The sequence below is a fragment of the Parasediminibacterium sp. HNIBRBA5674 genome (genome assembly GCF_056745525.1).
Map to the genome: position 1 here is coordinate 14,042 of NZ_JBQWIE010000002.1, position 12,035 is coordinate 26,076.

General features: G+C 36.5%; 15 protein-coding genes. 9 read left to right on the plus strand and 6 right to left on the minus strand.

Annotation, left to right across the window (positions count from 1 at the left end; translation table 11 throughout):
- Positions 1-12: 12 nt before the first annotated feature.
- On the plus strand, positions 13-480 hold the full coding sequence (greA, locus tag ACT9TX_RS01470) for a transcription elongation factor GreA (protein WP_481336375.1): 468 nt from the start codon (positions 13-15) through the stop codon (positions 478-480).
- Between the two features lie 205 nt (positions 481-685).
- Here the strand turns inward: greA and ACT9TX_RS01475 are convergent, their stop codons facing one another.
- On the minus strand, positions 686-2,140 hold the full coding sequence (locus ACT9TX_RS01475; RefSeq protein ID WP_481336377.1) for an NADP-dependent isocitrate dehydrogenase: 1,455 nt from the start codon (positions 2,138-2,140) through the stop codon (positions 686-688).
- 291 nt (positions 2,141-2,431) lie between these two features.
- Between ACT9TX_RS01475 and ACT9TX_RS01480 the strand changes: the two genes are divergently transcribed.
- Together ACT9TX_RS01480 and ACT9TX_RS01485 are read left to right on the plus strand one after the other, a co-directional pair.
- Complete coding sequence (locus ACT9TX_RS01480; protein ID WP_481336378.1) at positions 2,432-2,680, plus strand: hypothetical protein; 249 nt, start codon at positions 2,432-2,434, stop codon at positions 2,678-2,680.
- A 3-nt stretch (positions 2,681-2,683) separates the two neighbouring features.
- Entirely contained in the window at positions 2,684-2,899 is a 216-nt protein-coding gene (locus ACT9TX_RS01485; RefSeq protein ID WP_481336379.1) for a type II toxin-antitoxin system RelE/ParE family toxin, read from the plus strand.
- Here the strand turns inward: ACT9TX_RS01485 and ACT9TX_RS01490 are convergent.
- Positions 2,878-3,354: a hypothetical protein gene (locus ACT9TX_RS01490; RefSeq protein ID WP_481336381.1), complete on the minus strand. Its 477-nt coding sequence runs from the start codon at positions 3,352-3,354 to the stop codon at positions 2,878-2,880. The two genes, ACT9TX_RS01485 and ACT9TX_RS01490, sit on opposite strands and share 22 nt — an antisense overlap.
- A 204-nt stretch (positions 3,355-3,558) precedes the next feature.
- A complete protein-coding gene (locus ACT9TX_RS01495) occupies positions 3,559-3,762 on the minus strand; it encodes a hypothetical protein (RefSeq protein ID WP_481336382.1) in 204 nt (67 codons plus the stop codon).
- 170 nt (positions 3,763-3,932) lie between these two features.
- Between ACT9TX_RS01495 and ACT9TX_RS01500 the strand changes: the two genes are divergently transcribed.
- From ACT9TX_RS01500 to ACT9TX_RS01525, 6 genes are all read left to right on the plus strand, one after another.
- Complete coding sequence (locus ACT9TX_RS01500) at positions 3,933-4,415, plus strand: thermonuclease family protein (RefSeq protein WP_481336384.1); 483 nt, start codon at positions 3,933-3,935, stop codon at positions 4,413-4,415.
- Positions 4,416-4,450: 35 nt separating this feature from the next.
- Positions 4,451-5,203, plus strand: coding sequence for a hypothetical protein (locus ACT9TX_RS01505; RefSeq protein WP_481336385.1), 753 nt, complete (start codon positions 4,451-4,453; stop codon positions 5,201-5,203).
- A 42-nt stretch (positions 5,204-5,245) separates the two neighbouring features.
- On the plus strand, positions 5,246-5,647 hold the full coding sequence (locus ACT9TX_RS01510) for a DUF5675 family protein (protein ID WP_481336386.1): 402 nt from the start codon (positions 5,246-5,248) through the stop codon (positions 5,645-5,647).
- The gene (locus ACT9TX_RS01515; protein ID WP_481336387.1) at positions 5,647-5,859 is read left to right on the plus strand and encodes a hypothetical protein; all 213 of its coding nucleotides are present in this window, start codon (positions 5,647-5,649) and stop codon (positions 5,857-5,859) included. Before ACT9TX_RS01510 ends, ACT9TX_RS01515 begins: the two co-directional genes overlap by 1 nt.
- Positions 5,849-6,025, plus strand: a complete 177-nt coding sequence (locus ACT9TX_RS01520) for a hypothetical protein (protein WP_481336388.1) — start codon at positions 5,849-5,851, stop codon at positions 6,023-6,025. Before ACT9TX_RS01515 ends, ACT9TX_RS01520 begins: the two co-directional genes overlap by 11 nt.
- A gap of 147 nt (positions 6,026-6,172) precedes the next feature.
- On the plus strand, positions 6,173-6,340 hold the full coding sequence (locus ACT9TX_RS01525) for a hypothetical protein (RefSeq protein ID WP_481336390.1): 168 nt from the start codon (positions 6,173-6,175) through the stop codon (positions 6,338-6,340).
- A 178-nt stretch (positions 6,341-6,518) separates the two neighbouring features.
- Here the strand turns inward: ACT9TX_RS01525 and ACT9TX_RS01530 are convergent, their stop codons facing one another.
- From ACT9TX_RS01530 to ACT9TX_RS01540, 3 genes are all read right to left on the minus strand, one after another.
- Positions 6,519-6,950, minus strand: a complete 432-nt coding sequence (locus ACT9TX_RS01530) for a DUF6943 family protein (RefSeq protein ID WP_481336392.1) — start codon at positions 6,948-6,950, stop codon at positions 6,519-6,521.
- A 1,636-nt stretch (positions 6,951-8,586) separates the two neighbouring features.
- Positions 8,587-9,969, minus strand: coding sequence for an RNA-binding domain-containing protein (locus ACT9TX_RS01535; RefSeq protein WP_481336393.1), 1,383 nt, complete (start codon positions 9,967-9,969; stop codon positions 8,587-8,589).
- Positions 9,970-9,973: 4 nt separating this feature from the next.
- Positions 9,974-12,013, minus strand: coding sequence for an ATP-binding protein (locus ACT9TX_RS01540; RefSeq protein ID WP_481336394.1), 2,040 nt, complete (start codon positions 12,011-12,013; stop codon positions 9,974-9,976).
- Between the last annotated feature and the right edge of the window lie 22 nt (positions 12,014-12,035).

Sequence of the window (12,035 nt, forward strand, 5' to 3'; positions counted from 1 at the left end):
AAAACAAAGATCATGAGTGAATATGTAACGAAAGAAACCTTCGATAAAATGAGGGAAGAGCTGCAAAGGATGAAAGCCATTGATAGACCTGCAGCATCTAAAGCCATTGCAGAAGCGAGGGAAAAAGGCGATTTAAAAGAAAATGCTGAATACGATTCTGCCAAAGAAGCCCAAGGGATGCTTGAAGCCAGAATTAAACAACTAGAAGGTGTAATTGCAAATTCTAAAATTGTAGACCCAGCAACCATTGACATAAGCAAAGTAGCTATTTTAACCAAAGCTACCATTACCAATATGGCTACTAAAAAAACCATGACCTACCAAATTGTGGGCGAAAAAGAAGCTGACTTAAAAGCAGGTAAAATTTCTGCGTCATCACCTATTGGCAAGGGTTTATTAGGCAAAGCTAAAGGCGAAATTGCTGAAATTCAAGCACCAAATGGTATTATGAAATTCAAGGTAATAGATATTGCTATTTAGTCTTGCATTCATTTCACACAAAGAAACAACGAATACAAAGCTCACAACGAAAAATCGTCTATTTGCAAAGTGCAAATAGACGATTTTAGTTTTATCATCTTTAACTTTTGTTTTTCTAGACAGAATTAAGAGTCAAATAACAACTTTACATAAGGGCTAAATCATCATTGCCGATCATTTTATCATTATTAATCAACGGTTCTTTCTATTGCCCTTGTGCGCTGCTATATAACTTCTTACCATCTAGAGTGTTCAGTAATTCCATAGAACATACTTTAAAATCAGCAGTTAGTCTTTTGTACAGTTCTAAAATATCTACTTGTGTTAATGGCACACCGTCTACACTTTCAAAGCGACACATGTATGTATTTACCAAGTTTGTGAATATAGAACCTGTAGGCCAAACCTGTGTACCACGGTTGGTTACAGTAGTAAGGTTAAATAATGTCATTGTATGTTTAAGTGCTAGCTCGGCTACTTCTTTTGGCTGCACATGACTTTCTACAAAAAAGTCAACACCAATAACTTCTTTCTTAATCGCTTCAATACTTTCAAGCATTGGATTATTATCTAGTACAAAATGCGTAGGCGTTTTGTAGTTATTGGCAATAATAGGCTTTGCATTTACACTTGGTTGTTTACCAAAATTGCCAATAATCGCATTGGCAAATTCGGTAGTATTTACCGAAGGGATAGATTTATCGCCAAAGTCGCCAGTGTGTACACCACTTTCTAGTGTGTATAGCAAGGCATTTTCAATAATAGCACTTGTTTCCATTAGCCCTAAGTGACGCAGCATTGCCAAGCCACTTAGCAATAATGACGTAGGATTGGCAATATTTTTACCAGCAATATCTGGTGCTGTACCGTGCACCGCTTCAAAAATAGAGATGTGGTCACCAATATTTGCCGAAGGCGCAAAACCCAAACCGCCTACCAAACCAGCACAAAGGTCGCTCACAATATCGCCTTGTAAGTTGGTCAACACCACCACATCAAACAAATCGGGGCGAGTTACCAATTTCATGCACAAATCATCTACAATTACATCATCTGCTTTTAGCTCAGGATATTCTTTAGCTATTTCGTAAAACACTTCTAAAAACAAACCATCGGTTAGTTTCATAATGTTGGCCTTATGACCGCAAGTAATTCTACGAGCGCCTTTTTTCTTAGCCATTTCAAACGCATACTTAATTACCTGCAAGCTACCAGGGCGTGTAATAAATCTACGACCAAGTGCCACATCATGCGTCAACATATGCTCAATACCACCATAGGTATCTTCAATATTTTCACGAACAATTGTAATATCAATAGGAATACCTGCTTTAGAAAACACCGTATCTACACCATGCAGAGTTTGAAATTCACGTTTATTAGCGTACGTGTTCCAAGTTTTTCTGGCAGTAACGTTTACACTTTTTACACCCTTGCCCTTAGGCGTTTCCATTGGGCCTTTAAACAAAATGCTCAAGTCTTCAATGGTTTGTTTCGCCTCGGTCGTCATACCGTTGCTATAACCTTTGTCAAAAACCCACTTACCCATTTCTACCACTTCGTATTCAAGCGGCACTTGTGCTGCGTTAAAAATACCTAGTACGGCATCCATAATTTCTGGTCCTATACCATCGCCTTTGGCTACTGCAATTTTGTCCATAGTGTGTTTTTTTTGCTTATAAATGTGGGTATATGCAAATTTAAGCCGCAAGGCAATAGCACCCCATTAATAATTGCGGTCTTTTTTGTGGTTACCAGCAGTAGTGGTACTATTGGGCTATTGTTGCACACTGCATCGGTTAGATGCTTTGTGGGGCTTTTATCGTAGCGTAGGGTTTTCACGCAACGAGTCAGCGAGGGTAAAGGGGGCAGAGGTTGTGTTGTCATGCTGACGAAGGAAGCATCTAACGAGATATGGAAAAGCAGTAAATTTGTTACAAATGATATAACCATGACCACATCGGCAATTAGAAAAAAGCTAACAGACTACCTAAAAGTTGCTGACGACAAAAAGATTAAAGCTATTTATGCAATGGTAGAAGAGGAAATAGGTACGCTAGAAAATGATTGGGATAAAGATTTTATACACGAAATGAATAGTAGAATAAAATCCTACGAAGCAGGCGAAGCAACTACTTACACACTAAATGAAGCAGAAACAATTGCGAGAGAAGCTTATAAAGCAAATAAAAAAAAGTAGACAATGGCTTTTACTTATAAGTTGCTAGCATCTGCAATTAAAGATTATATAGAAGCTTACGAGTGGTACGAAAATAAACAAGAAGGCCTAGGCGAAAGATTTTTAAAGGAAGTACGCTTAAAAATAGATGCAATAGCACAATACCCTGAAGTCTATGGCAGTAAAGGTAGAATTGGATTTAGAGAAGCAAAAGTGCCTTACTTCCCATACATCCAATGAAACAATGAGGGCAATGAGTGCAGCATTTTTTCGCCGTTGTGTCTTTGACCAACAATAATTAGTGAAAAAACTGTTGGTGAAAGCAACACCAACTGCAGCGAAAGCTTTTGATTGATAAACTCAGTCAAGTTCATGCCATAATCATACCTATCACGATAAGTCTTTTGCCTGTTAATATCAAACCGTTCCTTAAATCTTTGGTATTTGTCAATTGTGCCAGGTATTAGGTAGTAAAATTCAACATACCAATCCTTGGTTAAGTCACCTTTGGCACTATAAAGTATTGCTTTTTTGTAGGGTAATGCAGTCATATACTTGAATTTGTTGTTAAGCTCTTCAAGTAATACCCCTTTGAGAGTTCGCCCGACTTTTGCCTGCTTTTCTTCCTGATAATTAGAAAACCCTTGACTAGCAAGGGTTTTAGTGGTAGAGCGTACGGGAAACCAACTATTCATTGAAACCCTTACCTGCAAAGCCTTTTATGATTTAGGAAAACTTGGGTAACCGAATTTTCCCCCTCTCAATTTGAATCAATTTAACGTAAATCGTATTAGTGCAAATTTAAGCCTTTTACACTAAACTAAGCAAATAACCATACTATTTTTTGAACAAGTTTGCAATGTGGCAAAGGTTTTCAAGCGATTTAGCACCACTATTGACTAGTCCAAAAGTAATGGCTGTACCTGATCTATTTTTAGCCCTGTGTAACTGCAAAATTCTTCAACACTAATGAACTGGTGTTCTTGTTTGCTGAAAGCTTCTTTAATCTTTTGCAGTAACATTCGGCTATATCGTTCAGACTTACCAGTAATACGCTGCACATCTTTTGGGTAAACACAAAGCCTTACTGTTTCTATTTTCATACACTATCTATGCCTTTGCTATGCTTATGCTATAACGGAAATATTGACTTAGCAAATATAATCATCTACTAAAATAGTTAGTTACAGCAATAAATACGGATTTCGGCAATAAGTGTTTATAACGGAAGTGGGTTGCTTTTTGAATACACAAAGCGTTTCAGCTTTGGGTTATGAAACACATACACACATTGATTTTGATAGCTGCCATTTGCTTTACTGCAAATGCACAACTGATAGTAAAAGTAATTGACGGCGATACCTACAAAGTATTGCTAAATGGCAAGTTGCAAAGCGTTCGTTTGATGAACGTGGATGCACCAGAACTGGACCAATATTTTGGTAAAGCTGCCAGGGATAGTGTTGCCAAATTGATAAAAGGCTCTGTGATAGCATTAGAGCTGCATAGCAGCGATATTTATGGCAGAACACTAGTAACTGCTACCTGCAAAGGAATGAGCCTTGATAGCCTCTTAATTGCTAAAGGATGGGGTTGGTTTTATACTTCTTACTCAAAAAATCTTGATTTAAAATATTACGAAGCTGCAGCAAAACTGAAAGGCTTGGGCTTGTGGCGGTGTGAACACAATGTTCCACCGTGGATATGGCGAAAGCTGAATAAGCGTAATAAAAGGCTTTATGAAGTGTGCCAATAAACATTTCGATTTATTGATTTTAAATTTTATTGAAAATGGCAAGGCAAAAAGGGATTATGAAGTTGGAAGGTACTATTGGTGATATTACCTTTTACAAAAGCCAAGATGGCTATTTGGCCAGAGGCAAAGGTGGTGTTGATGGAAACCGAATTGCTAACGACCCTAAGTTTCAAAGGACACGTGAAAATGGAAGTGAGTTTGGTAATGCCGGCAAAGCAGGTAAAGTTTTGCGTAATGCGTTGAGAGCATTGCTGCAAAACGCAAGCGATAACCGAATGGTTAGCCGATTGACACAAAAAATGGTGGTGCTACAAGCCGACCCGACCAGTACAAGAGGGCAAAGGAATGTGATTGATGGGGAAGCTGAATTGCTTGAGGGTTTTGATTTTAATGGAAATGCCCAATTAAGCAACACTTTGTATGCACCTTATACACCAACGATTGACAGGGTTGCAGGAACATTGCAAATAAGTGTACCAAGCTACATACCTACAACTATGGTTGCTGCACCTGGTGGCACAACCCATTACAAAATTGTTTCGGCTGGTGCTGAGATTGATTTTGAAAATGAAACTTTCATCGTTGATTCTAAACAAAGTGCTTTATTGGCTTGGGATGGAACGGCAACTGCTGTGCTGAACCTTAGTAATGCTGTGACTGCCAACAGCACACATCCTTTGTTTATAGCATTGGGGATTGAGTTTTTCCAAGATGTTAATGGTGTGAAATATCCATTGAAAAATGGGGCGTATAATGCCTTAACCATCGTGAAAGTTGATGGTGTGTAAACCCCAAACCCCTAAAGGGGCTTAAAAAGTAAAACAAACAAAATGGAACTGGAATTATTAAGAACATATTATACCAATGGAACGAATGGTAATCTATTAATCAATGGTGTTGGCTTGTGCCATACCATAGAATTGCCTTGGAAAAATAACGAACATCAGATATCGTGTATTCCTGAAGGAAGGTATGAATTAGTAAAGCGATACAGCCCAAAGTTTAAATGGCATTTATGGCTGCAAAATGTGCCCAATAGGGACTTGATTTTGATACACCCTTATAACAATGCTATGAGAGAAGCAAAGGGCTGTATTGCACCAGTAACCACTATTACAGGCGAAGGCAAAGGCGATAAAAGCAGAGTAGTATTTGAGAAGTTGAGAGCCTTTGTCTTTCCTGTTTTAGAACGAGGTGAAAAAGTATTTCTTAATATTAAAAAACAAGCTTAATGAAACAAATAATTGAAAGGGCGAAAGCCCCTACTCCAAAGTTCTTTAAGAAGCTGCGAAATATTGGTTTGACACTTGCAGCTATCAGCACAGCTATTATTACAGCACCAATAGCTTTACCAGCTTCAATTGTAACTGCTGCTGGGTATGTGGCTGTGGCAAGTGGTGTAATAAGTGCAGTAAGCCAAATAACAACAACCGATGGAAAGTAACATAGGAACAAAAGCTGGAACTGTTGGCGGTACTTTGCTTACTATATTTTACAACATAAGAAGTGAGGATATTGTGAAAACAATAGTATTAGCTGGTGTAGGTGCTGTGGTGAGTTTTGTTGTATCGTTGTTGTTGAAAAGTACTTTAAGATATTTTAAAAAATAATTTCTGTAAAGTTGTGGTGACCTAAGCAGAAAAGTAAAGCCCCAGAAATGGGGCTTTTTTTATTGCAGCAAAGCCCTAAAAAGGCAATGCTGACAACTGACGGCGACCAGATGGATAAACGAAAACGAACCAACCAATGGAAGCCAAATGAAAGGCACGAACCCCAAAAGCTGGACGATAGACAACTGGCAACCTGCACAAATGACGACTGAACGCCAAAGGTGGCAAAGCTGGAATTGGAAAATTGCAGTAGCTGAGAGGGCAAACTGCCAAACGGTAACGACTGATGATGCGAAGCTGTTTTTGCATAACTAAATTTTTTATAAGCATCCATCAGCGAAGGCAGATAACGACACCAAAAGGAAACGGAATAAATGATGGATTTGCGTGTTGGCTCCTGTGTTTATGCCGTAGTCTTTTGGTGGCGTTTGTTGGCTCTGTGTGTCGGGCTGCCGTAGCTATTTTTGCTGTATAAAAATGTTATGCAAAGGCACTACCGCCTTCCAGTAGCCCTTTGGAATATTGCCCTTTTTGCATCCATTATGAGCAGCAGATTTTGCTTGTAGTTTTTTTCAAGTGCTTCAAGCTGTTGCAGGGCTTTTAAATTTTTGTTATACTGCTCTTTTTCTGCAAAAGCTGTTGCAGCTTGTACTTTTATGAATGCTTTAAATTCATCAATGCGAATGAAAGGAATAACTGAACCAGTGTGTAAATGATGAAACTTTTTAGACTGCCACAAACCCCAACACAACCAAAATAAAAACTCTTTTTCTTCATCATTTTTAACAGTGACTACAAAGCAATTTGGGCAAGGTTTTTCAAGTGGCTTGCCACTATTCAAACCTTTAGACAAAACATAAAATTGAGTGCTTAAAACTTCATTTGTGCTTATTGAATTGTAGCAACTGATTGAGAATGTAAACATAAAAACTACCACTGATTTTTACTAATGGCAGAAAACCACTATTGACCAGCGATAGGCAACCCAAATGCAGCGTGGGCAGGGAAGGCAAGGTTTTTTGCAAGAAAAATACTACCTGTTGCTTGCCAAATTTGCGAAGCCTTGGCAAGCTAAAAACAGGGGAAGATTTTTTTGCAAAAACCGATAGGCAAGTGAAGTGAAACGTAACGCAGACCTTGCCGACTAAAGAGGGCATAATTTTGCCTATTGCTGGACAATAGATGAAAACGACAACTTTCATTTTCTTGCTTCAAAAAAATAACTCTGCCCCACTGAAAGTGGGGCAGAAAAAGAAAAAACAAGTTAATTTCTTGCAGCGTTAGATTGGGTTAAAAACTACAGGAAAAAAAGCAACTGCATTGATGTAGCATAGCAAGAAAGCAAGTGCCTGACTGAATGAAATGAGCAATAGTAAAGGGATTGAAGTGGATGGTGGATTTGGAATGAAGCATAGCTGTATTTAGTAAATTGGCGTTAGCCTACTAAATACAAAGCAGCCGAGCAATGACAAATACCCAGACACAAAAACAAAGCAAAGCTTGTGAAATGGAATGAGGAAAGGCTGTTGCTTGTGGGTGTGGTGCAATGGGCTGAAATGAATGCAACTGAAATGAGTGGAAGGAAGTGTAGTGAATGTAACAAAGTGAAATGAACGAAACGCTGTAACGTAATGGAAGTGTAATGAATAAAGCTGATTGCATCACAAGGCTTGAAGCACAGCTGCTTTATTTACCTGACCGCTGAAAAATGGGTTGGGTGGGTGCGTTGGGTTTACTCAATGGGTTGGGTGAGATTGGCAAAGAAAAAAACGGCTGCCCCGATTGTTTCGGGGCTTGTGTTGGCTACTTAACATAAAGTGATTATGTGATTTTTTGATTGCCGTGCATACTTGATGAGCTACGCCAAAAAATTGCATAATGGCACTTTATGTTTAAGTATGCTTCTGACAATTTTTGTACTGCAATAAAGGAATGGTGGTGGTTGGAATGACTGTCTTTTTTATTGCTATGCTTTGTGTTTATGGCTTGGCTGTTTGATATGTAACGAAGTGGAATAACAAAGTGCCAAATAGCATAGGTGCATAGCCATAAAAAGTATTGCAGTTAAAAATTGGCAGCAACACAAAATGCAGTAACGATAAGGCTTGTAGCTTAGGACTGCATAAGCCGTTTTTTTCTTGAAGCTTTGATGGGTGGGTATAACTCGTGGCATCGCCACACCGCTTCTGAAGAAGTATAGCTAAAAGTATTGGCTGCGACCTAAGAAGCAGCGAATACTGTGTGAGCCAAAGGTTGCCTATTGCATAGCTACTGTGGTTAGGAAGGCTACCTGTGGTGATGGCTTGTATTTTGGCTTAGTGATAGAAACGTTATCCTTTTTGGAACAAAAAGATTTAAGTGGATAGCCCGACCTGAAAGGGAAGCCCAAAGAAAATTACTTTCTACCCACCATCTACCCACATTTTGCTATAGCAAATGCTATGAAAAATGGTATAGCAAATACTATTGCAATTGCTACTACAAAAGCGTTTCACAGAATTGTGATGCAAGAATGTGTATCAAAAATGTGTAACAAAATTCGTGTAAGTTCTACCCACCACCTACCCACCAAGGTGTCTTTTATGAATGATTTTCCAAGAGCCGCTTCTATCACTTCCTTCTCTTTCCAAGATGCCTAATTCTTTTAGCTTGTCAATGTTTTTATCTATTGCAGTTTTACCAATACCTACCAATGAAGCCAACTGACTTTTTGTGATTTTGCTATTTCGATGTATTTCCCAAATAATTTGAGACTGGCTGCTGTTTAAGTGTGTTTGCCAATATGCTTCAACTAATGATTCAAAACTGATAGGACGAGAGAATGTAACAGAAAATATTCCATCTAAATTAAAAGTTGGTTCTTCCAAATTAGCCTCTGCCATTGAGTTTTTAATTCGATTAATGCCAGAGCCTATTTGCTCTACTAAGTTAAGCCTTTGGAATAAGCCAAAGATTAAAGGATTACGAGATAAACTACGTTTTCCAAATTGTGTTTTTGGGATGCTATTTACTAATCCGCCAGGATTGCTTATTTCAATTCTATCTTCAAAAATTTCGATGGCTATTCTTGCACCACGTTCGTAATAATCTCTGTGTACTAAAGCATTTACCAATGTTTCTTTTAAAGCAACGTCTGGTATTTCCCAAACCTCTTTTCTTGGACCTGCATTATTAATTATATACTCAACATTCATTTTTGAGTATATGTATTTCAATGCTTCGTTGTATTGATTAATGAGATTGCCACCAAAGATTTTATCATCAATAATGTGTGTTTTATCAATGCTTTTAAACAATGTACAACGTGTGGTTGCCCATTCAAAGTGCTTTTGTGGATTTATTGAAAAGAACAATGCCGCAGCATTTTTGATACCATTATTTTCTGTAAACAGCTTTAAGTTTTGAAGTATAGTATCCTGATCTAAATTATTTGAAATATTAGCTGCCTGTAGGAATTCTTTAAAGTATGTTTTATTGAAGTCTTTTTTGAAGTTGAAACTTTTACACTCTGCTTCATCAAAGAAAATTCTATCTGCCTGCTGAAAGAAATCTCTCATTCTTTGAACAGAAGTTATTTTTTCTGAATTAGGGCCATTACGAATAATTATTGCTCCCGAAACAGTATATGGCTTTTGATTGCCTGATTGACACTCGATGCAAATAATTGTTTTGTTGCCTACCTCAATTTCAGAAATATCAACTGGAAAACTTGGCTCAATTGTGTTAAGAATATTTTGTAGTCTTGACCTATTTGTATTATCCATTTTTGCACCAATAATGTTTCCTTTATCATCAACACCAATTAATAAAGTGCCACCTGCAGCATTGGCAAAGGCACATATTTCCTCTGCTAATTCGCTTGCTTTGGATGGCACAGACTGCTTGAATTCTAAATTATAGCCTTCCCCTTGGGTTATTAATGATTGTATTTGTTGAGGTGTCATTGAGTTAAATCATTTCTGTTTTTTGAAGTCTTGAAGATATTTTTTCAATTTCAATTTCTTCAAAATCTTGTTCAAACTTTTGTTTAACATCTACGTCTTTTATTTTTAGAGCTGCTGATATGTATTTTAATTTTCTTTTTGTATTTTCAATTAAATCGCTCCATCTAATAACCCAAACTTCAATATTGTTATTATTATTTGCCCAATAGAAATAAGGATTTTTTTTGTCTTTGGAAGTGCCTTTTATCTCACTTTTTGTTTGGTCGGTAAAATCACTGCCTACCAAGAGGACTTTATAAAAAAGGTTTTTTGAAAACTCACCTTTTTTCTCTATTTGATAAGCATAATCCTTTGCTTGTTGCAACTCTTTTTTACTTAGATTAACCTTAGGTGCTTTTAGTTCAACAATTAATATTTCTCTTGAATCTTCATCTATAATTTTTTCACTATAAAGAAACAAGTCTGTTATTGATTTTAGTTTTTTCTCTGGTAGCTCAATTAAATTTTCTTTATCTTTTGATGCAACAAAAGGCAAGAATTCATCTCTAAGTTTTAGTAAATTATTTTCTAAGTTTTTATCTGAAAGTAACTTTGTTGAATCACTATACTGTTCCCCAAATACCCAGAGCATTTTTTCTAATACCTTGTGTAGCTGTTTTCTTTCTAATATGCAATTTGCAATATCACCGTAAACAATTTTTTCTAAAAACTCTAAATCATTTTGTTTAGTAGCAACTTTTTCAGAGAACTCAATAACATCTTCTAGTTCTGCTTTCTCAAGTAGGTCATTGAATTTTACTATAAATTTCTTATCCAATTTTAAAATGCTAGAGAGTATGTTTTTGAAACTACCGCTAGCGATTGATTTATCAATTAATGGATATACAATTTCACGTAATGAACTTTGTTCGTTTAAAATGTGGTATTTTTCTTCGACTAGGTATGCAAGCTTATCAAATATTATCACCTTAGAGTTTGACGTAGCTGAACCTGATTTGTAAGGATAGTAATCGTCATTTCTAAGATTTGTTTTGAAGTTATCAAACTCTTTGTTTTTTTCACGAAAGAAATTATTAAGATGATCTTTTATGAAGGATCTAATATGCTTTCCATTTTCATCTAGGTCGCCAAAGTCAAAATTCCTAAGCATATCCGTAGTGAATAATTCAGCATCAACATATACAAACCAAGTGCCTATTTTAGGGCTAAGCCACTGTGCATCGAATTCAAAACTTGCAGCAACTGTGTTTATACCTGCATTACCAACGGTAAGAAAAACTTTTATTGTAGGGACAGATGACTTAATGTTTAAGTAAGTAAAATATATATCGTGCAAATCCCCCTTTTTGTCAATGTATGTAGTTTTGGGTTTGTAAGGATTACCAACAACAAAGTCTGTTGGGTTTAAGTATGAACCGTTAACAAAAAAATTTACATCTTTATTGAAAATCTTTACTGGATATCTTACAAAAATCGCATCCATTATTTTATCAACAAGTAAATTTTCGTCTAATTTCTTTTTCTTATCGTTATCAGTTCTTGGGGAAGTGTAAAGGTTATTTATTGTTACTTGGTAATAGGTATTTTGCTTTCCAATTAAAACTTCATCTGTTGTATTTATTGGTATTTTAGATATGTCTTTATGTGATTTAAAAAAGTCTTCGGTTATAGATAAAGATGTTTTAGTGTAAAGTTTGCTTGTTTCATCGTAACCTACAGTTTCTATTGTTGCTGATGAACCAATTTGAAGTGCTGAAAATCGTCCAATTCCTTTACCACCATTTTTTGCATCTGTGCCAATGTGTAAAATTTTATAAGAAAACTCTGATTCACAAACTCCAATGCCATCGTCTTTTATTATAATTTTTTTGACTAAAGTTGGTGTTAATTCATCTTCACTTGCTTGGTCTATTGTTATATAAATATTCTTCGATTTTGCTTGAAGTGAGTTATTCATTAATTCACAGAAAGCAATAAATGTATTACTGTACTGTGCAAACAAGTCGTTAATAACCCTTGAGTGTGTGATAAATGCTCTTTCCATAACTTCGTAAAAGTAGTGTAGA

Coding starts and splice junctions, on each gene's coding strand:
- greA (WP_481336375.1), top strand. CDS start 13: ATGAGTGAATATGTAACGAAAGAAACCTTCGATAAAATGAGGGAAGAG.
- ACT9TX_RS01475 (WP_481336377.1), bottom strand. CDS start 2,140: ATGGACAAAATTGCAGTAGCCAAAGGCGATGGTATAGGACCAGAAATT.
- ACT9TX_RS01480 (WP_481336378.1), top strand. CDS start 2,432: ATGACCACATCGGCAATTAGAAAAAAGCTAACAGACTACCTAAAAGTT.
- ACT9TX_RS01485 (WP_481336379.1), top strand. CDS start 2,684: ATGGCTTTTACTTATAAGTTGCTAGCATCTGCAATTAAAGATTATATA.
- ACT9TX_RS01490 (WP_481336381.1), bottom strand. CDS start 3,354: ATGAATAGTTGGTTTCCCGTACGCTCTACCACTAAAACCCTTGCTAGT.
- ACT9TX_RS01495 (WP_481336382.1), bottom strand. CDS start 3,762: ATGAAAATAGAAACAGTAAGGCTTTGTGTTTACCCAAAAGATGTGCAG.
- ACT9TX_RS01500 (WP_481336384.1), top strand. CDS start 3,933: ATGAAACACATACACACATTGATTTTGATAGCTGCCATTTGCTTTACT.
- ACT9TX_RS01505 (WP_481336385.1), top strand. CDS start 4,451: ATGGCAAGGCAAAAAGGGATTATGAAGTTGGAAGGTACTATTGGTGAT.
- ACT9TX_RS01510 (WP_481336386.1), top strand. CDS start 5,246: ATGGAACTGGAATTATTAAGAACATATTATACCAATGGAACGAATGGT.
- ACT9TX_RS01515 (WP_481336387.1), top strand. CDS start 5,647: ATGAAACAAATAATTGAAAGGGCGAAAGCCCCTACTCCAAAGTTCTTT.
- ACT9TX_RS01520 (WP_481336388.1), top strand. CDS start 5,849: ATGGAAAGTAACATAGGAACAAAAGCTGGAACTGTTGGCGGTACTTTG.
- ACT9TX_RS01525 (WP_481336390.1), top strand. CDS start 6,173: ATGAAAGGCACGAACCCCAAAAGCTGGACGATAGACAACTGGCAACCT.
- ACT9TX_RS01530 (WP_481336392.1), bottom strand. CDS start 6,950: ATGTTTACATTCTCAATCAGTTGCTACAATTCAATAAGCACAAATGAA.
- ACT9TX_RS01535 (WP_481336393.1), bottom strand. CDS start 9,969: ATGACACCTCAACAAATACAATCATTAATAACCCAAGGGGAAGGCTAT.
- ACT9TX_RS01540 (WP_481336394.1), bottom strand. CDS start 12,013: ATGGAAAGAGCATTTATCACACACTCAAGGGTTATTAACGACTTGTTT.